Annotated in this window: 20 protein-coding genes and 2 pseudogenes; 8 read left to right on the top strand and 14 right to left on the bottom strand. The window is 39.6% G+C overall.

The window, feature by feature from the left end; genetic code table 11:
* Positions 1-42: 42 nt before the first annotated feature.
* The 4 genes and pseudogenes from AC3CAU_RS11565 to AC3CAU_RS11550 all read right to left on the bottom strand — a co-directional run.
* Positions 43-738: a methionine ABC transporter permease gene (locus AC3CAU_RS11565; protein ID WP_447052846.1), complete on the bottom strand. Its 696-nt coding sequence runs from the start codon at positions 736-738 to the stop codon at positions 43-45.
* Entirely contained in the window at positions 735-1,760 is a 1,026-nt protein-coding gene (locus tag AC3CAU_RS11560) for a methionine ABC transporter ATP-binding protein (protein ID WP_447052847.1), read from the bottom strand. Before AC3CAU_RS11560 ends, AC3CAU_RS11565 begins: the two co-directional genes overlap by 4 nt.
* A 73-nt stretch (positions 1,761-1,833) precedes the next feature.
* Positions 1,834-2,703 carry a MetQ/NlpA family ABC transporter substrate-binding protein gene (locus AC3CAU_RS11555; RefSeq protein ID WP_131214626.1) on the bottom strand — a complete coding sequence of 290 codons (870 nt, stop codon included), beginning with the start codon at positions 2,701-2,703 and terminating at the stop codon, positions 1,834-1,836.
* Positions 2,704-3,187: 484 nt separating this feature from the next.
* A pseudogene (locus AC3CAU_RS11550) lies at positions 3,188-3,325 on the bottom strand (GNAT family N-acetyltransferase); the annotation flags it as partial.
* Between the two features lie 34 nt (positions 3,326-3,359).
* Here AC3CAU_RS11550 and AC3CAU_RS11545 point away from each other — a divergent pair.
* Entirely contained in the window at positions 3,360-3,704 is a 345-nt protein-coding gene (locus AC3CAU_RS11545) for a hypothetical protein (RefSeq protein WP_250697828.1), read from the top strand.
* A gap of 411 nt (positions 3,705-4,115) precedes the next feature.
* Here AC3CAU_RS11545 and purD read toward each other — a convergent pair whose 3' ends face one another.
* From purD to AC3CAU_RS11505, 8 genes and pseudogenes are all read right to left on the bottom strand, one after another.
* Positions 4,116-5,399 carry a phosphoribosylamine--glycine ligase gene (gene purD, locus AC3CAU_RS11540; protein ID WP_447052848.1) on the bottom strand — a complete coding sequence of 428 codons (1,284 nt, stop codon included), beginning with the start codon at positions 5,397-5,399 and terminating at the stop codon, positions 4,116-4,118.
* A gap of 131 nt (positions 5,400-5,530) precedes the next feature.
* Positions 5,531-7,105: a bifunctional phosphoribosylaminoimidazolecarboxamide formyltransferase/IMP cyclohydrolase gene (gene purH / locus AC3CAU_RS11535; RefSeq protein ID WP_131214622.1), complete on the bottom strand. Its 1,575-nt coding sequence runs from the start codon at positions 7,103-7,105 to the stop codon at positions 5,531-5,533.
* Between the two features lie 94 nt (positions 7,106-7,199).
* On the bottom strand, positions 7,200-7,469 hold the full coding sequence (gene fis, locus AC3CAU_RS11530; protein ID WP_001086304.1) for a DNA-binding transcriptional regulator Fis: 270 nt from the start codon (positions 7,467-7,469) through the stop codon (positions 7,200-7,202).
* Between the two features lie 390 nt (positions 7,470-7,859).
* Positions 7,860-8,732 (bottom strand): DUF3426 domain-containing protein, encoded by an 873-nt coding sequence (locus tag AC3CAU_RS11525; protein ID WP_131214620.1) that lies wholly within the window; start codon positions 8,730-8,732, stop codon positions 7,860-7,862.
* Between the two features lie 15 nt (positions 8,733-8,747).
* Entirely contained in the window at positions 8,748-9,653 is a 906-nt protein-coding gene (gene prmA / locus AC3CAU_RS11520) for a 50S ribosomal protein L11 methyltransferase (protein WP_447052849.1), read from the bottom strand.
* A gap of 133 nt (positions 9,654-9,786) precedes the next feature.
* Positions 9,787-10,665, bottom strand: a complete 879-nt coding sequence (locus AC3CAU_RS11515; RefSeq protein ID WP_447052850.1) for a bile acid:sodium symporter family protein — start codon at positions 10,663-10,665, stop codon at positions 9,787-9,789.
* Positions 10,666-10,918: 253 nt separating this feature from the next.
* The gene (locus tag AC3CAU_RS11510; protein ID WP_447052851.1) at positions 10,919-11,809 is read right to left on the bottom strand and encodes a bile acid:sodium symporter family protein; all 891 of its coding nucleotides are present in this window, start codon (positions 11,807-11,809) and stop codon (positions 10,919-10,921) included.
* A 294-nt stretch (positions 11,810-12,103) separates the two neighbouring features.
* A pseudogene (locus tag AC3CAU_RS11505) lies at positions 12,104-12,454 on the bottom strand (hypothetical protein); the annotation flags it as partial.
* A 257-nt stretch (positions 12,455-12,711) separates the two neighbouring features.
* On the opposite strand from AC3CAU_RS11505, the gene mnmG reads away from it, so the two are divergent.
* The 3 genes from mnmG to AC3CAU_RS11490 all read left to right on the top strand — a co-directional run bounded on the left by mnmG (position 12,712) and on the right by AC3CAU_RS11490 (position 16,573).
* A complete protein-coding gene (gene mnmG / locus AC3CAU_RS11500; RefSeq protein WP_447052852.1) occupies positions 12,712-14,592 on the top strand; it encodes a tRNA uridine-5-carboxymethylaminomethyl(34) synthesis enzyme MnmG in 1,881 nt (626 codons plus the stop codon).
* Positions 14,593-14,903: 311 nt separating this feature from the next.
* Complete coding sequence (mhpT, locus tag AC3CAU_RS11495; protein ID WP_424619782.1) at positions 14,904-16,109, top strand: 3-(3-hydroxy-phenyl)propionate transporter MhpT; 1,206 nt, start codon at positions 14,904-14,906, stop codon at positions 16,107-16,109.
* A gap of 137 nt (positions 16,110-16,246) precedes the next feature.
* Positions 16,247-16,573 carry a hypothetical protein gene (locus tag AC3CAU_RS11490; RefSeq protein ID WP_447052853.1) on the top strand — a complete coding sequence of 109 codons (327 nt, stop codon included), beginning with the start codon at positions 16,247-16,249 and terminating at the stop codon, positions 16,571-16,573.
* Between the two features lie 384 nt (positions 16,574-16,957).
* Here the strand turns inward: AC3CAU_RS11490 and glnG are convergent, their stop codons facing one another.
* Entirely contained in the window at positions 16,958-18,439 is a 1,482-nt protein-coding gene (glnG, locus tag AC3CAU_RS11485; RefSeq protein ID WP_131214604.1) for a nitrogen regulation protein NR(I), read from the bottom strand.
* Positions 18,426-19,535 carry a nitrogen regulation protein NR(II) gene (glnL, locus tag AC3CAU_RS11480; RefSeq protein WP_131214602.1) on the bottom strand — a complete coding sequence of 370 codons (1,110 nt, stop codon included), beginning with the start codon at positions 19,533-19,535 and terminating at the stop codon, positions 18,426-18,428. Before glnL ends, glnG begins: the two co-directional genes overlap by 14 nt.
* 360 nt (positions 19,536-19,895) lie before the next feature.
* Here glnL and rimO point away from each other — a divergent pair, with 360 nt between their 5' ends.
* From rimO to uppS, 4 genes are all read left to right on the top strand, one after another.
* Positions 19,896-21,239, top strand: a complete 1,344-nt coding sequence (rimO, locus tag AC3CAU_RS11475; protein WP_131214600.1) for a 30S ribosomal protein S12 methylthiotransferase RimO — start codon at positions 19,896-19,898, stop codon at positions 21,237-21,239.
* A gap of 57 nt (positions 21,240-21,296) precedes the next feature.
* Positions 21,297-22,025 (top strand): UMP kinase, encoded by a 729-nt coding sequence (pyrH, locus tag AC3CAU_RS11470; protein ID WP_131214598.1) that lies wholly within the window; start codon positions 21,297-21,299, stop codon positions 22,023-22,025.
* 77 nt (positions 22,026-22,102) lie between these two features.
* Positions 22,103-22,657, top strand: a complete 555-nt coding sequence (gene frr / locus AC3CAU_RS11465; protein ID WP_131214596.1) for a ribosome recycling factor — start codon at positions 22,103-22,105, stop codon at positions 22,655-22,657.
* Positions 22,658-22,663: 6 nt separating this feature from the next.
* On the top strand, positions 22,664-23,416 hold the full coding sequence (gene uppS, locus AC3CAU_RS11460; protein WP_447052855.1) for a polyprenyl diphosphate synthase: 753 nt from the start codon (positions 22,664-22,666) through the stop codon (positions 23,414-23,416).
* Positions 23,417-23,419 lie beyond the last annotated feature (3 nt).

Below are 23,419 nucleotides of genomic sequence, written 5' to 3'. Positions count from 1 at the left end.
TGAGGGTTTTAAAGCTTTGACCGGATGATTATTTATCTTAAATTATCTTAATTTGGCGAGCCATTCACCCATGGTCTGAACAATTTGTACCAAGAGTAAAAGCACAATCACGGTTAAAATGACCACGCTGGTATCAAAGCGTTGATAGCCATAGGAAATCGCCAAATCACCAATACCACCGGCACCGACTGCACCCGCCATCGCGGTTGCACCAATTAAACTGATGGTGGCAGTGGTTAAATTTAAAATCAGTGAACTGCGTGATTCCGGCAAAATAAACTTGAAAATAATTTGTAATGGGGTAGCACCCATGGCCTGAGCAGATTCCACGATGCCTTCATTGACTTCTAATAATGACGTTTCAATCAGGCGTCCCATATACGGGCCAATATAGATGGTCAGTGGAACAATCGCTGCCCAAGTCCCGATTGACGTACCCACTAAAAATTTGGTTAAAGGAATAACCGCAATCAGTAGAATGATGAAAGGGAGCGAGCGTAGGGCATTCACAATCGGATTTAAAATATGATAAACCGCACGATTCGGCAGAATCCCTTCAGGTCGGGTGACCAATAACACAATACCCTGAATAAATCCCCAAATTCCGCCAAACAGCATCGCAAAGAACACCATGTGAAAGGTTTCTTGTAGGGCAGTGACAAACTGGTCAATCGACAGGGAACTCTGCCAAAACGGTGCGGTAAGTTCAGTGAGCCACTGTACGATTAAATCTCTCATACCTGATCTCCTGAATGTTCAACTTTCACGCCATTTTTCTCTAAAAATTCAATTGCTTGCTGGATAATTTCCGGATCACCCAGCAACTGGATAAACATTTGTCCAATTACGGTGCCATTAATTTCAGTCATATTGGCGAACAAGATATTTAAACTGATATCAAATTTCTTAATCACCGCTTGGACCACAGTTTCTTGGGCAGATCTGCCTAAGAACTGCAGGCAATAAATACTGTTGTGATTCTGATTTTCCAGGTTCTTTAATATGTTGACCGGCAACTGTTGCTGAAGCACAGTCTGAATAAAGTTTTTAGTGGTCGGATGTTGTGGCTGACTAAAAATTTCAAGGGTGGAACCGGTTTCAATGACTTTGCCTTGTTCCATCACAGCAACATAATCACAAACCGTTTCAATCACATCCATTTCATGGGTCACCATAACAATGGTGATATTCTGTTCTTTATTGATTTTTTTGAGCAAGGCCAAAACAGATTTGGTGGTTTGTGGATCAAGTGCAGAAGTCGCTTCATCGCAGAGTAAAATTTTGGGATGATTGGCAAGTGCGCGGGCAATACCGACCCGTTGTTTCTGCCCGCCCGAAAGCTCATCGGGGAAAGCATCTTTTTTATGCTTGAGATCAATAAACTCAAGTAATTCGTTTAAGCGCTTTTCACGTTCAACCTTGCTTACACCCAAAAGTTTCAGTGGCATTTCAATATTTGCCGCGACAGTTTTGGTTTGCAATAAATTGAAGTGCTGAAAGATCATACCGATATTTGCACGTTCTTGACGTAATGAGCGTGCATCCAAAGCAGTAAAATCTTTTTGATTAATAATTACCTGACCTTCATTCGGTCGTTCCAATAAATTAATCAAACGAATTAAGGTGCTTTTACCCGCGCCACTATAACCAATAATGCCAAAAATACTGCCTGCTGGAATTTCCAAATTAATTTGGTCCAAGGCACGTATAGTTTGACCTTTGAGCTGATAGTGCTTTGAAATGTTTTTAAATTCAATCATATCGTCAGAAACTAGGCAGAAAATAAAAAACAGGCAAAATGTCTTTGCCTGTTTGGTTTAGATGATTATATTACTATTTCGTTTCAGTTAAATAACTAATTGGTTTATTTACATCAACCTTAGTGCCACCAAAGTGTTCTTGAACATATTTGTTCACAGCTTCAGTATGATACAACGCACCTACTTTCTGTAGTAGAGGATCATCTTTACGTGATTCAGCAGTCGCTAAAATATTTACATTTAACTTGGTGCTTTGGTCTACTGGCTCATAGTAGATCGAATCTTTCAGTACGTTCAAGCCACCTTCAAGCGCTAGCGTATTGCCTAAAACAATTGCATCTACTTCATCTTTCACGCGAACAGCGGTTGCCATTTGAATCGGTTTAATCACGATTTTTTTAGCATTTTCAGTAATGTCGTTTGGAGTGCCTGTTGCAGGATTAAAGTCAGCTTTAAGTTTTAACAGACCTGCAGATTGAAGAAGTAGCAGGGCACGTGCTTCATTTGCTGCATCGTTTGGAATGGCAATGGTTGCACCATTGGCAAATTCTTCAACTTTTTTTACTTTGCTCGAGTAAATACCCATTGGCTCAAGGTAAGTGGTAGACACGGGTGCAATCTTGTCTTTATTCGATGCATTGAATGCTACCAAATAAGCATATGACTGGAATGCATTGATATCGACTTCTTTATTAGCTACCGCAGTATTCATGGCAACATAATCAGTGAAGTTTTTCACTTCAAGCTTAATACCTGCTTGCTTGGTTTCAGGTAATGTAGCAATAAAACGCCAGATATCTGCATCTGAACCCGTCGATGCCATAACTACAGTTTGTTCTTTTGCGGTATCATTTTTTGCCGCGTCAGTTGCAGGTGCTTCTGGTTTAGAGCAGCCTGTCAAGCCAACGGTTAGGCCTAAAACAAGTCCAAGGAGCTTTTTCATGTATTCATCCCAAGTAAATTTAATTTTGGCTTTAAATTTACGAATCATTTATTAAAGAGACTAAGTCGAATCGAAATCAGTATAGAACGAAGGCATGATGACAGTCATCATGTCCAAACTTTTCTCTGATAGATGTGCAGCACTATATAATTTACAAATTACGCTATGCAATCAGCAATCTGTCGAATAATAATTTAAAATGATGATAGTTTTTTAAATCATTGTATTCATTAATAAGATTGCGTTTTTATCCAATCAAAATTTGCCTCATCATAGCAATAAATCTATATGCGTAATAGTGATTATAAATCTTATACTTAGCTTTATTTTGCATAAGAAAGTTTAAATTTTTTATAAATTAATCCATAAAACAATAGATTAATTTTATTGAAATTATGATTTTAATGAATATGTTTAAATAGTGAGCTTTATAAGATTTTATCCAATCTAAATCATAAAAATGGATATATGTGATTCATTGATGGAAGCGGGTTGCATTGGAGATAACTTCATTTGGGAAATAGCGCATGACTTTATCGTGTGCACACATTTTGATAAATGGAGCAGTGTATGAGTCTTGCCATTGGCGGAGGATGAGCCGAGGGGTTGATATTTTGATCATCTTTTTTAAATTCTATATATCCTAGATTGTCTAAATGATTGATTTAAATTTGATTAAAGATATCATCAATTTAATTCAAATCATAATAAGTGCAAAAATGAAGGAAAAGATCATAAAAGACTTAATAATAAGTTATCTAGCTATTATTTTTATCATGTTAATTATAACCTATTTTTTAATCTATCCATTAGCAGTTGATAAGGGGACAGCAATAGCAACCATGTTTGGTTGGTCAGCGGGACTTTTTGCACCATTATCTGCTTTTGTTTTGTTAAATGCATGGAAAGAGCAAAACAATTTCATGGTTAAAAGGGATTTAATGATTAATACATTGGAATATTTAGATGAAGTATCTAGGTCAATAGGTCAAATATATTGATTAATTTATATAAATGAAACCAAGAGTTATTTTTATCCTTACAATGAAAAAAACATACCTTTAGACTTACATAAATTTATTATGGATGAGTATACAATTTTTGTTAAAAATTTAGGGAAATTTCACAAAGTTGCATTGAGGGTTTTAGATAAAGGTGAATCTAATGAGTTTAATGATCTATATAAAACTTTGAATAAGTTGCATGACAAAATCATATATGCCTTAGATTAAAAAAATAAAAAAATTGAAGTAGATGTTCAAACATATAACGATAAATTCCTATTTTGTATGACTATTACCATGAACTTCTTAAACACAAAGAAAAATTTGAGCAAATAGCTAATAATTATCTTATTGCAAAGTAAGAAAAACCCCGCACGCAGCGGGGTTTTTACTTAATTCAAATTAAGATTAAGCATTTTCGCGCGCAATCGCACGGTAACCAATATCTTTACGATATTGAACACCGTTAAAAGTCACTTTTTCACAAAGCTCTAATGCTTTTGCTTGTGCTTCGCCAATTGTGTTACCGAGTGCAGTTACACATAGAACACGACCACCAGCAGTCACAATGTCGCCATTTCCATTGGCTTTCGTACCTGCGTGGAATACTTTCGCATCTGTCATTTCAGTGTCGAGGCCTGAAATTACATCACCATTGCTAGATGTTTCTGGATAGCCTTTAGATGCCAGCACAATACCAACAGTTTTACGCTCATCCCATTCTGCTTCCGCAGGAAGATTACCTTCGAGGCCTGCTTGAACCAAATCTACTAGGGATGATTTTAGACGCATCATGATCGGTTGAGTTTCAGGGTCACCAAAACGGCAGTTGAACTCGATCACTTTCGGTTGACCTTGTTCATCAATCATCAAGCCAGCGTATAAGAAACCTGTGTATACGTGACCGTCTTTTTTCATACCTTCAACAGTCGGACGCATTACTTCATTCATTGCTTTTTCGAAAACGTCAGCAGTCACAACAGGAGCAGGAGAGTAGGCACCCATACCGCCAGTGTTTGGACCTTGGTCGCCTTCAAAGATACGTTTGTGATCTTGTGAGGTCGCCATTGGCAGGATGTTGTCGCCATCAATCATACAAATGAATGATGCTTCTTCACCGGCAAGGAATTCTTCGATTACAACACGAGAACCTGCATCACCAAATTTGTTACCTGCCAACATATCATCAATGGCGTCGAATGCTTCTTGATTGGTCATGGCAACGATGACGCCTTTACCTGCAGCAAGACCATCTGCCTTGATGACGATTGGTGCACCATTTTTTTCAACAAATGCTTTGGCAGCATCTACTTCTGTGAACACATCATAAAATGCGGTTGGAATGTTATGGCGTTTAAGGAAGTGTTTTGCGAAAGCTTTAGAGCCTTCAAGCTGTGCCGCAAATTGAGTTGGACCCCAAACTTTTACATCAGCTGCACGGCAAGCATCCACTACACCGTTTACAAGCGGTGCTTCTGGACCAACAATGACTAAATCAACTGCATTTTCTTGAGCAAAAGTAATGATTGCAGCATTGTCTAAAATGTTGAGTGCAACATTTTCGCATTTGTTTTCTGTTGCTGTGCCGGCATTGCCCGGAGCAACAAAGACTTTCGCTACTTTATCGTCTTGCGCGATTTTCCATGCAAGTGCGTGTTCACGACCACCATTACCCAAAACTAAAATATTCATCGGTTCATACTCCATGAATCGAAATAACATAAAGTCCTCAACCCAAAGGGGAGGAGGACTCTATGAAAGATTTAAGAATCTATTTTATGTAGCACGTATGACTGTAAATAAGTCATGATCAATTCGCCAACTTAGTGACGGAAATGACGCATGCCCGTGAATACCATCGCAATACCAGCTTCATCAGCCGCTGCAATGGTTTCTTCATCACGCATAGAACCGCCCGGTTGAATGATGCATTTGATACCTGCTTTCGCAGCGTTATCAATACCATCACGGAATGGGAAGAATGCATCCGATGCCATAACTGCACCTTCAACCACCAAGCCAGCATGTTCAGCTTTGATTGCAGCAATACGAGCAGAGTTTACGCGGCTCATTTGACCTGCGCCTACACCAATAGTTTGACGACCTTTGGCATAAACAATTGCATTCGATTTGACGTATTTCGCAACTTTCCAGGCAAAAATCATATCGTCGATTTCAGCTTCAGTCGGCGCAACTTTGGTTACAACTTTAAGATCATCTTTAGTGATCATGCCCAAGTCTTGGTCTTGAACCAATAAACCGCCATTCACACGTTTGTAATCAAGTTGCGATTGACGTGCATCAATAGCTGGAAGCTCGCCACATACAAGTACACGGACGTTTTTCTTCGCGCCAGTCACTTCAAGTACGCCATCAGCAATACTTGGTGCAATGATCACTTCAACGAATTGACGATCAACAATGGCTTGTGCAGTTACTACGTCTAACTCACGGTTGAATGCAATGATGCCACCGAAAGCAGATTCAGGATCTGTTGCATAAGCAAGATCATAAGCCGCTTGAATACCGTCAAGAGAAACAGCAACACCACATGGGTTCGCATGTTTAACGATTACACAAGCAGGTTTAGCGAAAGATTTCACACATTCAAGCGCTGCATCTGTATCTGCGATGTTGTTATAAGAAAGTTCTTTACCTTGTAACTGTTTTGCAGTTGAAACAGAGGCTTCAGTTGCTGTGTCTTCTACATAGAATGCAGCAGATTGATGCGGGTTTTCACCGTAACGTAAATCTTGTGCTTTATTCAATTGTGTATTGAAGGTACGTGCAAATTTGTCTGCTTGACCTTCTTCCTTACCTACGCGAGCCCCGAGATAAGAAGCGATCATGCCATCGTATTGTGCAGTATGTTCAAATGCTTTAACGGCTAAGTCGAAACGAGTTTCAAGAGATAACGCACCGTTTGCTTTCATTTCAGCAATCACAGTGTCGTAATCAAAAGCATTGACCACAATACTTACAGAGGCATGATTTTTCGCAGCAGCACGAACCATGGTAGGGCCACCGATGTCGATATTTTCGATTGCATCAGCAAGTGAACAGTTAGGTTTTGCAACAGTTGCAGCAAATGGATAAAGGTTCACAACCACTAAATCAATAGCATCAATGTTGTGTTCAGCCATCACAGCTTCATCTAGACCACGGCGAGCTAAGATACCCCCATGAATTTTAGGATGTAGTGTTTTAACACGACCATCCATCATTTCCGGGAACCCAGTGTGCTCTGAAACTTCTACTACAGCAATATTGTTGTCTTTAAGCAACTTATATGTACCGCCAGTAGATAAAATTTCCACCCCAAGAGCTACAAGGTTTTTAGCAAATTCAACGATCCCTGATTTATCAGATACAGAGATTAATGCGCGTTTAATAGTCATGATTTTCGTCAACAATATTAAAGGTCTAGATTAAAACAGCGGGCAAAACATAAGATAAAAAAAATGCCCACGGTAACCGTGAGCATTTTATCATTTATTCACTCATTAAACCGTGAGCTTTTAACTTTTTACGTAAAGTACCACGGTTGAGTCCGAGAATCTCGGCAGCACGTGTCTGATTTCCACGTGTATATTCTAGAACTACAGATAGAAGAGGTTTCTCCATTTCTGCCAGCACCATGTCATATACCTGAGAAGGTTGCTCGCCTTGTAATTGTGCAAAATAGTGGCGAACTGCGCGATCTACGTGAATACGAAGAGCGACATCAGATTGTGCAGTAAAAATAGGAGATTTGCTATTCATGCGAATTAATCCGAAAAATCAAATATCACTTGGGTAAAGAGATATATAAAAGTGGTATATAAAATTAAATGAACACCGTTTTAGATCCTAAAACGGAAGTTCTAAAACTTGTACATTTAGCTTGCCACAACTCGACAGTTTTTGGTTAAAAAATAAGCGTAACAATAGTTTAATATTTGTTACCGGCCAAAATCAAAACAAAAAATCTACTCAATACGCATTATTAGAATAAAGCGCATATAAGCTAAACTTTAATTGTTGTGAAAATACTGAGGAGTTTGCAGCACAAAGCTTTCGTGGCGCGTATGATAGCATTGTCTAAGAAAAAGTGAGCAAGAAAACTGCATTTTTTTTACATTTTTTTGTTTTTTTTAATAGTTTTTTTCAATATTAAGGTCTAATTATTTCTAAACTATAGGTATCAAAGCTTTTACGTTCAATAGGAAGGCTAAACTTAAATTTAAAAGGACTATTTTGTGGAATTCGTTGTAATCCTTTAAGACTAGCAATTAAATATTCAGAAGGTTGTAAAGAATAAGAAGAAATAATTTCTCCCTTATCTTTTAAATCTACCTTGATGATCGGTAGAGCCAAACTTTTAGAATGGTAATTGATGAGCTCACCGGTAAATTGCGTCTTTTGATTGGAAATTTGTTTTACTTTAACTTTATTGGTTGATATGAGTCGATAATTTTGTTCCATGAGTGAACAATTAAATGCCTGACATGCAGTATTTAACAAAGCACTAAAGACAGGGCTGTTATTTAAAATTTTCGGGTTAAACCAAAAAAATTGAAAAATAAGTAAACCCAGCAGGCATAAATTTACAGCGCCCCATACCATGTAGTTCCAGCTACTTATTTTTTGTTCTGGTTCTGATTTTTCAGACCAATTAAGTGCGGGGTAGGTGCCAATCGGATCTGTGCTGAAATAATTTAAATTGTTGAGATAGGTTTTTAAATCAATATTGGAGTTTTCTACTTTGCGATCAAAAATATCTAATAAATGCGGTTCTGTGTGCTGACTTGCCATGAAAGTCTCAGCCGTGATTTGATGTGATTGAGAATTTTTATTATCAAGATTGAAAGCAGAGGCTGTTGTAGTAGAAGAAGGTTGATCTTTTTCTACTACAAGATGTGTTAACGCATTAAAATTTGTCGAGCATTTTGCACAACAAACCATGCCTCGAGCAACTGTCAGTTGAGCCACGGAGACCTTGTACTTGGTAAAACAGTTGGGGCAGTAGGTTTGTTTTTCGCTCATGGTCTATTCAAAATTTTAATGGATATTTTGGCGTTTTCCCGAAATTCGGCACCAATGTTCATCACGTTTTTCGATTTGGAGTATAGCAAAAAACTCAGAATAAACACTAGAAACATCAGCAACTTGCTCTTCTAATATGCCAGCAAGTGCGAACTCTCCCTCAGATTTAATTAAAGTTGCGAATTCAGGCGCAAGTGTCATAAGCGGGCCGGCAAGAATATTTGCGACAAATACATCCGCTTTTTGATCTTTAAACTCTTCATTAAATTCCTCGGGTAGACCCACAAATAAATTCTCTAATACCCCATTCAATTCAGCATTTTGTTGGGTTGCAAGCACTGCCTGAGGATCAATATCTGTGGCATATACTTTTTTGGCACCTAATAACAGTGCAGCAACCCCTAAAATACCTGAACCACAACCATAGTCGATGACAACTTTATCTTTTAGATCCGTTTTACCGAGCCATTGCAAGCACAAGAATGTACTTGCATGGTTGCCCGTGCCGAAGGCTAGACCTGGGTCAAGCTTAATGTTTACAGCGTCTGCTTCTGGTGCTTCCATCCATTCTGGAACAATCCAGTATTTCTCACCAATTTGAATGGGCTCATAGGCATCCATCCAAGTACGTTCCCATTCTTGGTCTTCAAGAAATTCATGGCGTAATGGCGCTTCAGGCATTTGTGCAGTAATAAATGTCGTTAAAGCATTAACGTCAATTTCTTCGCCTTCTTCTTGGGCATATATACCGGTTACAATGACTTTATTCCAAAGTGGAGTTTCACCTGGAAGTGGTTCAAGTAAGTCCTGATTTTCAGCATCATCCAAAGTTACGCTTACAGCGCCTAAAGAGTTGAGCAGGGTTTCAGTAAAATCGACTTGAGCTTGATCAACGGTAATATGAATTTGTAACCACTTCACGGAGATAACCTAAATTTGTGTTTTTAAAAATAGTATTGTAACGGAACTCGGGCTTGAACAACTACATATTGATAAAAACTATGCTGAAAATAAAAGAACGTAGGTTGAAATCCCTTTATCTTCAGCATATTTATTAACTTGTAACTACTTGTTGTGGCTGGGGTGCAAACTTATTAAGTAACATGCCAAACACAGCGGCAAAAACATACATGAAAATTGAATACACGGCCGCAGGCATAGCAATGGTGGAACTTGCCATGACAGTAAGTGCAATGGTCATGGCAAGGGTGCTGTTATGAATACCAATCTCAAAAGCGCAAGCACGTGCTTGAGCACTATTAATACCCAGCAAGCGCGGTACAAAATAACCAATAATCAAACTACATAGACAGAATAAAACAGTTGCCAGACCCACTTGTGCCAAATATTCTAAAATTTGATGACGTTCTTTTGCGACTGCACCAATAATAATCAGGATCAAAAAACTCACCGCAAAAATACGCAGGGGTTTATTCAGTTTTTCAGTGAAGTTTGGGGCATAGTGCCGAATCAGCATGCCGATACAGACAGGGATAATGATAATGGCAAATACTTGCAATATTTTACTGAACTGCAAGCTGATTTGTTGTCCATCATTCATAAAATGCTGAATTGAAAAGTTAACAATAAAAGGTAGAGTGAAAGCAGCAATGACTGAATTGATCGCAGTTAAAGTAATATTTAATGCTATATCACCTTTAAAAAGATAGCTAAATAAATTGGCTGTACTTCCTCCGGGTGAGGCTGCAAGTAGCATTAAGCCGACAGCAAGAAGAGGAGGCAGCGCTAAGACTTTGCAAATAATAAAGGCAATGCTGACTAAAATAACCAATTGGCAAAACAGGGCAATTAAGACAGCCTTAGGCTCCTTGGTTACGCGAGAGAAATCTTTCGGGGTGAGCTCCAGTCCTAAACCAATCATAATGATGGCAAGTGCTAGAGGTAATAAAATGGTGATAATTCCTGAATCCATTCGAAATTTCCTTTCTTTAAGTGATGCTTTTTTGATTTAGGCTACGTGTTGTTGTATTGATTTTTATACATTGAATGATAATGGTATAGCTGATCAACCCAATATTTGGAATAAGTCGGAATTAACTTTCGATCAGTATAGCTAGAGTGGCCTTAATTTATTTTCGTCTTTCTAAGTAGAATGAAAGCAGTTAAGCGCTAGAATCATTATTTTTTATACCTGATTCATCTGGCAGCTATGAATCAGGTACTTGCTAATCATTGAGTGCTTTTGAATTTCCCTCTTTAAGCAGAAGTGGGCGTCTTGTTAAAATGTAGCCAAAAGAAAATGCAAAAATGTACATGAAAATAGAATAGATTCCTGCAGGAAGCGCAATCGTGGTATTGGATAAAACGGACAGGGCAATCGTCATGGCAAAAGAAGTATTGTGAATACCTATTTCAAAGGTACAGGCGCGTGCCTGTTTGTCAGAGATTCCGGCAAGATGGGGCAATAGATAACCCATTAATAGACTGATAAAACAAAAAAGTGCAGTTGCCAAGCCGATATCAACAAAATACTCACCCAGATTGAAGCGTTCTCTATAAAGTGCAAAAAAGAAAATAGAGAGTAAAAACAGCACGGAAAATAAGCGCATGGGCTTGTTGAGCCGTAATGCAATATGCGGTAGGGTTGAGCGAATAAACATTCCCAAACAGACAGGAATAAAAACAATTAAAAATACCTGTGTGATTTTTTCCGTTGGCATACCAATTTTTGGATGATCACCTAGAAAATAATGAATCGACAGATTGACGATAAACGGCAAGGTGAAAGTACAAATCAGAGAGTTGATTGCGGTGAGAGTGATATTGAGTGCGACATTCCCTTTAAAAAGATAGCTGATTAAGTTTGCAGTTGGTCCACCTGGTGAAGCAGCCAGTAGCATCAAGCCTACAGCTAACAATGGGGGAAGTTTTAATAAGATACAGATTAAAAACGCCACAAGAACCAGAATAATCAGTTGTGTAAATAAAGCTAAAAAAATAACTTTAGGGTGGCGTTGTATACGAAGAAAATCTTTAACTGTAAGTTCTAGCCCTAATCCTGTCATCATAATGGCAAGCGCTACGGGTAAAAAAAAAGCAAATAACCCCGAATCCATGCAATATCCTTTTTTCTATTTTTTATCCTTAATATACTTGGAGTTTAAACGAGTTTTTTAAATAATCAATATGCAAAACGGGTAAAAGTAATTCTTTTACCCGTTGATAATTTTAATAAAATTAGTGTCTTATATAAATTATTGAGACAGAAGTTTAGGTTAAGGTTGCATTTGTGGTTGAGTTTGCATTTCAGGTTGAGAATGCATTTGTGGTTGCATTCCAGGCTGAGAATACATTTGACGTTGCATTTCAGGTGAGGACTGCATTTGACGTTGCATATTAGGTTGAGACTGCATTGAAGGTCGAGGTGGTACAAAACCTAAAGCGCATTTTCCTTTGATTTCTGTACCATTCACCATTGCCATTTTAGCATTCATATCTCCACTACAAGCAGTGGTTAATTCTGCTTCATCTCCATTAACAGAAGCATTTTTTGCAGAAGGGAAGAATTGAGGTTCACAGGTACCATTCCAGATCACACCTCGATAAGCAAAGCTGACTTGAGCGCCTTGAGTTTTACCTTTACAAACCTGTTGATATTTCTGCGCATTATAAACCTTTTCAACTTTATCATTGGCCGAGGCTGCAAACGGTGCAAGACATAAACCACATAGAATGGATGAGAGGAGGAAATTCTTATTCATCTTTTATACCTTTGTTTGTAATGTATCCAACATCAAGCTTAAAAAATAACCAAAATAAAACAATGCCAATCACGTAAATTTTTGCCCACTAAGTGTTTTATTTCTATAGTAACTCTGCAAAGCATGATTACATTTCAACTTTTTTGCGAATGTATGTCCAGTCAAGTCTTCATTGATAAAATCGACTCATTTTGTCAACTTATCTTTCCAAGTTTTGATATAATACTCCGTCATTCTTTTTTATCTCTCAAACCATTATGCATTATCCTAAAGTTTACGATGTCATTGTTATCGGTGGCGGTCACGCAGGTACCGAAGCAGCACTTGCTGCAGCGCGTATGGGTCGCCAGACTTTGCTCTTAACTCATAACATTGAGACTTTAGGGCAGATGAGCTGTAATCCTGCCATCGGTGGTATTGGTAAGTCGCATTTAGTTCGTGAAATTGATGCCTTGGGCGGCGCAATGGCATTGGCTGCCGACAAAGGTGGTATTCAATTCCGTATCTTAAATTCACGTAAAGGTGCTGCAGTACGTGCAACACGTGCGCAAGCAGACCGTGTTCGTTTTAAAGCAGCGATTCGTGAAACTCTGGAAAATCAGGCTAACTTAGATATTTTCCAGCAATCAGCTGATGATTTAATTGTTGAAGGCGATACAGTTAAAGGTGTAGTGACTCAAATGGGGATTCGCTTTGATGCGAAAACTGTTGTGTTGACTACGGGAACCTTCCTGGGTGGTGTCATCCATGTTGGTCTTGAAAAGTCTAGCGGTGGTCGCGCGGGTGATCCACCATCAATTTCATTGGCTGCACGTTTACGTGAATTGAATTTACCAGTCGGTCGCTTAAAAACAGGTACACCGCCACGTATTGATGCGCGTTCAGTGGATTTCTCTGTGATGACGCCACAACCGGGTGATTTTCCGTCTCCAACCATGTCATTCATGGGCGATGCATCTATGCACCCGGAACAGGTGAACTGCTATATCACGCATACCAACGAACGTACGCACGAAATCATCCGTGGCGGACTCGACCGTTCACCGATGTACACCGGTAAAATTGAAGGTGTAGGTCCGCGTTATTGCCCATCCATTGAAGATAAAATCCATAAATTTGCCGATAAAAATTCTCACCAAATATTCCTGGAACCAGAAGGTCTGGATACGCATGAGCTTTATCCAAATGGTATTTCAACATCTTTACCCTTTGACGTACAGTTTGAATTGGTACGTTCAATTCGTGGTATGGAGAATGCGCACATTCTTCGTCCGGGTTATGCAATCGAATACGATTATTTCAATCCACAAGCATTGAAATTCTCACTTGAAACCAAAGCAATCAATAATTTGTACTTTGCTGGCCAAATTAACGGGACCACTGGTTATGAAGAAGCCGGTGCGCAAGGTTTGCTTGCAGGCTTAAACGCAGCACGCCGTGCTTGGGATCAAGAACAATGGACACCAAAACGTGATGAAGCGTATATGGGGGTGCTTGTAGATGACTTGATTACACTCGGGACTAAAGAACCGTATCGTATGTTTACCTCACGTGCCGAATATCGTTTGATGTTGCGTGAAGACAATGCAGATCAGCGTCTAACTGCAATCGGTCGCGAAATAGGCTTGGTTGATGATACGCGTTGGGCAGCTTACTGTGAAAAAATGGAAGCCGTTGAGAAAGAAACAGGTCGTTTACAGCACTTATGGGCAGCACCAAATAATCCAATGGGTAAAAAATTCGTTGAGATGACAGGTGCGGATTTAAGTAAAGAGTGTAGTGCAATTGATTTACTTAAACGTCCAAATATCAGTTTTGCTCAAATTGCAGAATTAACCCATTCTGAAGTCACTCCATTTGTGGGTGAGCAAATTGAAATTGCGGTGAAATATGCCGGTTATATCAACCGACAGCATGAAGATGTTGCTCAGATGAAACGTCTGGAAGAAACGCGTATTCCTGCTGATTTTGACTATGATATCGTTTCTGGTTTGTCTCGTGAAATCACATTGAAATTGAAAGATGTGCGTCCTGAGACTTTGGCACAAGCTAGCCGTATTCCAGGTGTTACACCTGCTGCAGTACAGCTCGTCATGATTACGATTCGTAAGAATGTACAAGCTAAAAAATCTGCATAATTTGCCGATTTAAAAAACTCGCATTATGCGGGTTTTTTAATGCTTAATTTTCATAAATCAATTTTGAGTATAGTTTAATCATAAATAACTACTATAAATGTAAGTGTTTGAAAACAAGTGTTAATAAATAAAACTAAGATTTAAATTGTCTATTTGTTTAATCTTTTAAGTCTAATTTGATTGGTCTTTCATATTTTTATGCCATGAAATCCGACTATTGTAGTGCTATTTCTAGCGAGCGATTGCACAGAGAATGGTGAGATGAGTCGTTATTGTAAAAACGATTTGTATACTATTGATGGAGATCAATCATGGCACAAACACACACAGGGAAACTACAAAAAATCTTAACGATATTTTTGTGTTTTTGGGTCGCATTTTTTGAAGGTTTCGATCTTCAAGCACCGGGTATTGCAGCGAAAGGAATTGCAGCAACCTTCGGTTTAGATCAGGTTCAGATGGGGTATGTCTTTAGTTTAGGCGTATTTGGAATGCTGTTTGGGGCATTCTTTGGTGGGCGTATTGCGGATTATTTGGGACAAAAGAAAGTCCTGATGTTATCTATTGGTATTTTTGGTGTGTTCATGTCGTTGACTGCAATTGCACCAAGCATCGAAATCTTATATGCAGCGCGCTTCTTTACCGGACTTGGCTTGGGTGCGGCAATGCCGACCATGATTTCAGTGGTGGGTGATGAAGCAACGGAAGCCAATCGCGGCAAGTTAAATAGCTTGATGTATTGTGGTTTACCCGTTGGCGCAATTTTTGTAGCGGGTCTGGCAATTTTATTGCCCGAGATTCAATGGCAAACCTTGTTCTTGATTGGTGGTTTAACGCCGTTAGCGCTTATTCCATTTATGGCCATTATTCTTAAAGATAAGCCAAAACCTGTGGCTGTAATGCAAGTGTCTACAGAAGCGGTTCCTGGAATGGCGCAAGTATTGTTTAAAGACCAACAATATAAAAACACCTTGCCACTTTGGGTAGGTTTTTTCTTTACCCTCATGATTAATTATATTTTGATTAGCTGGTTACCCAACTTGCTCATGGAGCAAGGTTTGCAAAAACAACAAGCATTCATGGTGATGTTGGTATTCCAAGTGGGCGCGGTGATTGGAACTTTGGCTTTGGGTTACTTGCTTGATCGCTTAAAACTTTGGCAGATGGCCGTGATTATCTATAGCGGTTTATTTGTTGCCCTGAGTCTGTTGTTCACTACAAATTCTATTCCACTGTTGGTTATGGCAGGTGTAATGGGCGGGATCTTCTCAACAGGTGGGCAGTCTATTCTTTACGGCATTTCACCCATCTTCTATTCGGGCACGGGCAAAGTAACTGGTGTGGGCAGTGCTATTTCACTAGGTCGGTTAGGCGCCATGACTGGACCACTACTGACAGGGAAAATCTTAGCACTCGGTTTAGGAACCACAGGTATTTTAATGGCGAGTTTGCCGGCAGTTGTAATTTCTGCTGTGGCAGTTACTGCATTATCGCGTTATAAATCTGCGCATAAATAGATTTCTGATCTTTAAAAAAACATGACTTTAAAAAGGGAATCTAATGATTCCCTTTTTTATTGCAAATCTTGATTGAAAAAATAAAGAACTTTAGTTTTTTTGCTAAAATGTATGTATAGCAACTTGATGTCTTATATATGGCTTATCAACTTATTCCCTTATCTGTTCAAGCAACGGACAACATTCAGTGTCCACATTGTCAACAAGATGTCATTAATTGGGCTGAAGAGCAGTATGTGCAGCCTTGTGAGCATACCTTATTTATTGCCATGGATATCGGCTTTGAATATATGACCGATGAATTTGAGCAAAGCATGCCGCGTTCGGTGGATGATCTGCATGCGCATGATGATCAGGTGAATATGTTTGCCGAAATCACGCAATCAATTTATCCCAATTATTTGATTTTTAAATCTGATTTGGGCATAGCCGGATATTCTCGCTATGTAGGTTTTACTGCATAAGTAAATAGAACTGAATAAAAAGCTCCCGAAGGAGTAATGCGAGACAGTTAAGAAATTTTAAAATAAATTCTTTAACTTTTTGGTTATTTACGACGGAGTCTTATCTTTTTTAATCAAATTTTTGGAGTTCGGTGGTTCCCTGCGAAACCGTGTTTCTCATTTGCCAAAAGAACCAAAAACATTTTGTCATTCGTAAAACCTGTTCACTTTCTGCATTTTACTACTTTAATGCAAAGACAATAATTTACAAACACCACGCAGGTTGCGAATAACGTTTCCGTGTATCGAATGAATATACAGGATTATAAAAAAGAAAATGCCAATCAATTTTTTAACTGACTGACATTATCCCGAAATAGCTTTATTTTTAGATGAGTAGAAAAATTAGTTTTCGATAACTTCTTCTTCAACATCCTCATCTGCGGTGTCCATTCCTAATTCTTTCAGCTTGCGAGTCAGCGTATTGCGTCCCCAGCCGAGCAATTCAGCAGCATGACGTTTACGACCACGGGTTTGCTGTAAAGCGGCAGTAATTAAAGTACGCTCGAACATGGGTGTAGCAATGTCGAGAATCTTCATTTCGCCGTTTTTAAGTTTTTGGATCGCCCATTGCGCCAGTAATTCATCCCAATGATGTAGCGAAACACGATCAAAAGAACCATGGGGTTGCGCTTCATCACCAGAGCGTTGAATTGGAATTTGTTTTAACTCAGACGGTAAGTCTTCCGGATAAACCTCACGACCTGTGATCATCACCGTTAACCAGCGACAGGTGTTTTCTAGCTGACGGACGTTGCCTTGCCAAGGTAATTGCTGCATATACTCTTGGGTTTCTGGACGTAAGATTTTAGGGTTTACGCCTAACTCCTTACCTGCACGTGCCAAGAAATGCTGCGCCAACATTGGAATGTCTTCACTGCGATGCGCCAGTTTTGGAATATGAATACGAATCACGTTCAGGCGGTGATATAAATCTTCACGGAAGCGACCATCTTGTACCAGTTTCTCCAAGTCCTGATGCGTGGCTGCTACAATCCGCACATCTACTTTAACCGGGATATGGCCACCGACACGATAGAATTCACCATCTGCCAAAACACGCAGTAAACGGGTTTGGGTTTCAAATGGCATATCACCAATTTCGTCTAGAAAGAGCGTGCCGCCATTGGCCTGTTCAAAACGACCTTGGCGTTGCGAGTTGGCACCGGTAAAAGCACCTTTCTCATGACCGAAAAGTTCAGTTTCAATCAGGTCCTTAGGAATAGCGGCCATATTTAAGGCAATAAAAGGCTTGCTGCTACGTGGCGAATGGCGATGCAGGGCATGCGCAACCAGTTCTTTACCCGTTCCCGATTCACCGTTAATCAGTACAGTAATGTGCGACTGTGACAAACGGCCAATCGCGCGGAAAACTTCCTGCATTGCAGGTGATTCACCAATGATCTCGGTCGTTTGAATAGGCGGTGCTGTTTTTGCAGATTCTTGTTGTTGCAACTTGGCAATATGCAAAATTGCGCGATTGACCAATGCCAAAGCTTCATCAATATCAAAAGGTTTTGGCAAATATTCAAAAGCACCGGTTTGATAGCTTGAAACCGCAGATTCCAGATCTGAATGTGCAGTCATAATAATGACAGGTAGATCAGGGTGGCTGGTTTTGACTTTGCCTAAAAAGGTTAGACCATCTATTCCCGGCATACGGATATCGGTCAAAATTACATCAGGTGTGTCTATACTCAGTTGATCAAGCGCAGATTGGGCTTCTTCAAAACTGGTAACGTCAAAACCTTCTTCTTTAAATGTTTTTTCCAGTACCCAGCGCATGGCGCGATCATCATCAATTACCCATATTTTATTTCGCGACATGGTTAAACTCCCAAGGTAAATATAAGCTAAAAACTGTTTTTCCTGGAACTGACTGGCATTCAATCATTCCGCTATGTTGGTGCATAATATTTTGTGCAATGCTCAAACCAAGGCCTGTGCCTTTGGCACGTCCTGTGACCAATGGATAAAACACCGATTCTAAAATTTCTTCCGGCACACCCGGACCATTGTCTTCAATGTCAATACGAACAGCAGAACGCTTTAAAACACCATTAATAGTAACGAGGCGTTGAATTCGTGTTCGCAAGATAAGTTCAGGTTGATGGTCAACAAAGAATTCTTTATTTTCCATCATGGCTTGTACTGCATTTACGCTAATGTTGAGCATGACCTGAATCATTTGATCGCGGTCTGCCATGACATCGGGTAAAGACAAATCATAGTCCCGGATGATTTTGATTTTCTTTTTGGTTTGATTGGTAATCAGCGAACGGACACGTTCAAGTGGCTCATGTACATTGACCAATTCATAACTTGGTAATTGACGTGAACCGAGCATGGTATCCGCCAGATTACGTAAGCGATCCACTTCACTAATAATAATGTCGGTAAATTCTGAATATTGAGGATCATTTAAACTACGTGCCAGCAGTTGGGTTGCACCACGAATGCCGCCTAAGGGATTTTTAATTTCGTGTGCCACACCACGAATCAGTTGGCGGGCAACTTGGTGTTGTTGAATCAGGTTTTCTTCTTTGGAGATTTTTAACATCCGGTCAATTGGATTCAATTCTATCAGTAGAAGAGGGTGATACGGTTTTTGGGCATTTATTTGTGAAACCGTATAATCCACATGAATATCTTTAAAGTTCACACTAATAGTGGCTTCCCGGCGAGTATAGTGCTGTCCTGTGACAAAGGTATTTAACAAGGCTTCTTCAGTATTGAATTCATCATTCGGCATATGCAGTAAATTTAAGACAGGTTGACCTGAAGCACGTAGCAAACTAATGTCAAACAAAGATTCACAAGAAGAATTTAAATAAAAAATATTCAGCTGCCTATCAACCAGTAAAATGGCAGTGGTTAAGTTATCCACTAAAAGGCGATAGTCGATCCCGACGGGTTGATCCATTAGCGAAAGCATCCTGTATTAAAATAGCGCAATGGCATCTGCACCTCTTGTTATTCCTCCCTGTTATGGGACATTCAACGCGTTAAATGTTGTCGAAATAAAGCAAAATGCACGCCAACTTTGAGCATGGGTGAAAATAAAAATTCTGACGCTATAAAAGTGTGCTTTTTGTTGTTTGATTACAGAATTTAAATAGCATATTAAAGGAAATAAAAATATTAGTGAACCAAAATGGTGCGCTTAAAATATTTGGTAAAAATTTGGACGTATTTTGGTGCGTTATGCAAAGAGTCGGCTTTCTACCTATTTTTATAATCGGAAAAGACATACAATACGCGCATTATAGTGGAGTGCAGATTCATGAGATCCCCCAAAGTCGGTTTTGTTTCTTTAGGTTGTCCTAAGGCATTGGTAGATTCCGAACGAATTTTAACTCAGTTAAAGACTGAAGGTTATGATGTAGCATCAGATTATGATGGTGCTGATTTGGTTGTTGTTAATACCTGTGGTTTTATTGAATCTGCAGTACAAGAATCGTTAGATGCCATTGGTGAAGCTATGAGCTCAAATGGTCGTGTCATTGTGACTGGCTGTTTGGGTAAAGATGAAGAAAAAATTCGTAAAATGCACCCGAATGTCCTCAAAGTGACTGGTGCGGCGGCATATCAAGAAGTGATGGAGGCCGTACATCAGTACGTACCTGAACCACCGAAGCATAACCCATATATTGACCTTGTTCCTGAACAAGGAATTCGTTTGACCCCTAAACATTATGCCTATTTGAAAATATCGGAAGGCTGCAACCATCGTTGTACATTCTGTATTATCCCAAGCATGCGTGGTGATCTGGTTTCACGTCCTGTTGGTTCAGTGTTGACTGAAGCACAAGCCTTAAAAAAAGCCGGTGTGAAAGAAGTTCTGGTGATTTCTCAGGACACATCTGCTTATGGTTTAGATACCAAATACAAACTGGATTTCTGGAACGGTCAGCCGGTCAAAACCAAATTCTTCGATATGTGTGAAGCTTTAGGTCAACTCGGTATTTGGGTGCGTCTACATTACGTTTATCCATATCCACATGTAGATGCTGTGATTGACTTGATGGCACAAGGTAAAATCCTGCCATATCTAGACATTCCTTTTCAGCATGCCAGTCCGCGTATCTTAAAATTGATGAAGCGACCAGCGCATAGTGAGAATACATTAGAGCGTCTAAAATTATGGCGTGAAAAATGTCCTGAACTGGTAATTCGTTCAACATTCGTGGTGGGTTTCCCAGGTGAAACTGAAGAAGATTTTCAGATTCTGCTTGAATGGCTCAAAGAAGCCCAGCTTGATCGCGTAGGTTGCTTTACCTATTCACCTGTAGAAGGTGCGACAGCAAATGATCTGCCGGATCATTTACCTGAAGAAATCAAGCAAGACCGTTACGAACGTTTCATGCAAGTACAGCAAGAAATTTCAGCAGCCAAACTGCAAAAACGCATTGGTCAAACCATGACTGTACTGGTTGATGATCTGGAAGATGAATTTCCGGTTGCTGTGGCACGTTCTTATGCAGATGCGCCTGAAATTGACGGCAATGTTTTTGTTGAAGATATTGATAAAAGCCAAATTAAAGCTGGTGATTTGCTTGAAGTCGAAATTACCGATGCAGATGAATATGACTTATACGCAAAGTTAATTCAGATTAAATCAGCTTAAATTTGTAGTTGAAATATACGAAAAAATTTAGATATTGGAAGATTCGGAGATTTCCTGATGTTGGATTCAAAAAAGCCCCGTTACGCACGTATTTTACTCAAACTTTCTGGTGAGGCACTTGCTGGAAACAAAGACATGGGGATTGATGCACAAGTGCTTGATCAAATGTCTTTAGCAATTGCTCATTTGGTCGGTTTGGGTGTGCAAGTCGGTATCGTGGTTGGTGGTGGTAACTTGTACCGCGGTAGCCAACTGCAAAAAGATGGCTTGGTTGGCCGTGTAACCGGTGACCAAATGGGGATGCTTGCGACTGTGATGAACGGTTTAGCATTACGTGATGCATTGGTACGTCGTAACATCAAAACCCGTTTAATGTCTGCTTTACCTATTGGTGCAGTAGTTGAAGCATATTCAAGCCGTGATGCGATTCGTCATTTAACTCAAGGCGAAGTATGCGTATTTGTTGCAGGTACAGGTAACCCGTTCTTTACTACAGATACAGCCGCTTGCTTGCGTGGTATTGAAATTGAAGCCCACTTGATCTTGAAAGCCACTAAAGTAGATGGCGTATATAATAAAGATCCAAGCAAATATGACGATGCAGTAAAATATGAAACCCTTACCTTTGATCAGGTTTTAGACGAAAAGTTGGGCATTATGGATTTGACGGCAATCTGTTTATGCCGTGACCACAATGTGCCACTTCAAGTATTTGACATGAATAAATCGGGTTCATTGCTTTCAGTGGTTATGGGCGAAAAAGAAGGGACTCACGTTACCAATTAATGACGTGGGCCTGAAAGCTCTTTATACTATATCCTATTCAATATTTACATCTCTTAGAATTAAGTAAGGAAGATCATATGATTAACGATCTTAAAAAAGACAGTGAAGACCGTATGAACAAGACTTTAGAGTCTTTAGAACATGGTTTTGCTAAAGTTCGTACTGGCCGCGCACATCCATCTATCTTGAATGGTGTGATGGTTCCTTACTATGGCTCTGACGTGCCTTTAAACCAAGTGGCAAACGTTGGTCTTGAAGATTCTCGTACACTTGTTATACAGCCATTTGAACGTACAATGGTTTCAGCAATTGATAAAGCCATTCGTGAAGCAGGTTTGGGTTTAAATCCGATTACCGCTGATGCCATTCGTGTACCGATGGCTGCATTGACTGAAGAAACACGTCGTGACATGCAGAAGGTTGCGCGCACTGAAGCGGAAAATGCCAAAGTTGCGATCCGTAACATTCGTCGTGATGTATTGGGCGACATTAAAGCATTATTGAAAGAGAAAGAAATTTCTGAAGATGATGATCGTCGTGCGTCTGATGATATTCAGAAAATTACCGATAAATTCGTTGCTGAAGTGGATAAACGCCTCGCTGCGAAAGAAGCTGAATTAATGAAGGTCTAAGATTTAATGACCGTATCAGAAGACAGTTTGCCTCTTCCAAAACATGTTGCCATCATTATGGATGGCAACAATCGTTTTGCAAAAAAAATGCAAATGCAAAAGGGTGCTGGACACCGTGAGGGAAAAAATGTCCTGGATCCGATTGTTGAGCACTGTAGAAAAAATAAAATACAGGCGTTAACTGTTTTTGCATTCTCTAGCGAAAATTGGAATCGTCCCCAGTTTGAGGTTGATTTACTCATGGCATTGTTGGAAGAAACAATCCAAGAGCAGTTACCTCGAATGGAAAAATTCAATATTGCTTTACGTTTTATTGGTGATCGTTCTCGTTTGCCTGCGCATTTACGTGAGTTAATGTTGCAAGCTGAACAAAGGACTGCTAAGTTCGACAGCATGGCCTTGACCATCGCGATTAGTTATGGCGGTATGTGGGATATGGCCCAGACTGCAAAACAAATTGCAGCAGATGCTGTTGCAAAAAAAATCGCAGTTGAAAATATAAATGTTGAGCTGTTTGGACAATATGTCAGTATGGCAGATTTGCCCGCAGTGGATTTATTAATCCGTACGGGTGGTGATTACCGTTTGTCAAACTTTTTACTTTGGCAAGCTGCTTATGCTGAACTGTATTTTACCCAAACCTTATGGCCTGAATTTACTGTTGAAGAATTCGATGATGCATTGGCAGTTTTTGCTGGTCGTGAACGTCGTTTTGGTAAAACTTCAGAGCAAATCCAACAAGAGAAAATTGAGAATTAATAA

This window comes from Acinetobacter sp. GG23 (assembly GCF_057766365.1).
Note: the sequence above shows the minus strand (reverse complement) of the source record. Positions and strands in the feature narration are given on the sequence as shown.

What these genes read in the sequence shown, in the direction of transcription:
- uppS (WP_447052855.1), top strand. Translation starts at nt 22,664, where the DNA reads ATGACCGTATCAGAAGACAGTTTGCCTCTTCCAAAACATGTTGCCATC.
- AC3CAU_RS11515 (WP_447052850.1), bottom strand. Translation starts at nt 10,665, where the DNA reads ATGGATTCAGGAATTATCACCATTTTATTACCTCTAGCACTTGCCATC.
- purH (WP_131214622.1), bottom strand. Translation starts at nt 7,105, where the DNA reads ATGACTATTAAACGCGCATTAATCTCTGTATCTGATAAATCAGGGATC.
- mnmG (WP_447052852.1), top strand. Translation starts at nt 12,712, where the DNA reads ATGCATTATCCTAAAGTTTACGATGTCATTGTTATCGGTGGCGGTCAC.
- AC3CAU_RS11510 (WP_447052851.1), bottom strand. Translation starts at nt 11,809, where the DNA reads ATGGATTCGGGGTTATTTGCTTTTTTTTTACCCGTAGCGCTTGCCATT.
- AC3CAU_RS11490 (WP_447052853.1), top strand. Translation starts at nt 16,247, where the DNA reads ATGGCTTATCAACTTATTCCCTTATCTGTTCAAGCAACGGACAACATT.
- AC3CAU_RS11555 (WP_131214626.1), bottom strand. Translation starts at nt 2,703, where the DNA reads ATGAAAAAGCTCCTTGGACTTGTTTTAGGCCTAACCGTTGGCTTGACA.
- glnG (WP_131214604.1), bottom strand. Translation starts at nt 18,439, where the DNA reads ATGTCGCGAAATAAAATATGGGTAATTGATGATGATCGCGCCATGCGC.
- AC3CAU_RS11525 (WP_131214620.1), bottom strand. Translation starts at nt 8,732, where the DNA reads ATGAGCGAAAAACAAACCTACTGCCCCAACTGTTTTACCAAGTACAAG.
- AC3CAU_RS11560 (WP_447052847.1), bottom strand. Translation starts at nt 1,760, where the DNA reads ATGATTGAATTTAAAAACATTTCAAAGCACTATCAGCTCAAAGGTCAA.
- pyrH (WP_131214598.1), top strand. Translation starts at nt 21,297, where the DNA reads ATGTTGGATTCAAAAAAGCCCCGTTACGCACGTATTTTACTCAAACTT.
- purD (WP_447052848.1), bottom strand. Translation starts at nt 5,399, where the DNA reads ATGAATATTTTAGTTTTGGGTAATGGTGGTCGTGAACACGCACTTGCA.
- mhpT (WP_424619782.1), top strand. Translation starts at nt 14,904, where the DNA reads ATGGCACAAACACACACAGGGAAACTACAAAAAATCTTAACGATATTT.
- frr (WP_131214596.1), top strand. Translation starts at nt 22,103, where the DNA reads ATGATTAACGATCTTAAAAAAGACAGTGAAGACCGTATGAACAAGACT.
- AC3CAU_RS11545 (WP_250697828.1), top strand. Translation starts at nt 3,360, where the DNA reads ATGATTGATTTAAATTTGATTAAAGATATCATCAATTTAATTCAAATC.
- glnL (WP_131214602.1), bottom strand. Translation starts at nt 19,535, where the DNA reads ATGGATCAACCCGTCGGGATCGACTATCGCCTTTTAGTGGATAACTTA.
- AC3CAU_RS11565 (WP_447052846.1), bottom strand. Translation starts at nt 738, where the DNA reads ATGAGAGATTTAATCGTACAGTGGCTCACTGAACTTACCGCACCGTTT.
- fis (WP_001086304.1), bottom strand. Translation starts at nt 7,469, where the DNA reads ATGAATAGCAAATCTCCTATTTTTACTGCACAATCTGATGTCGCTCTT.
- rimO (WP_131214600.1), top strand. Translation starts at nt 19,896, where the DNA reads ATGAGATCCCCCAAAGTCGGTTTTGTTTCTTTAGGTTGTCCTAAGGCA.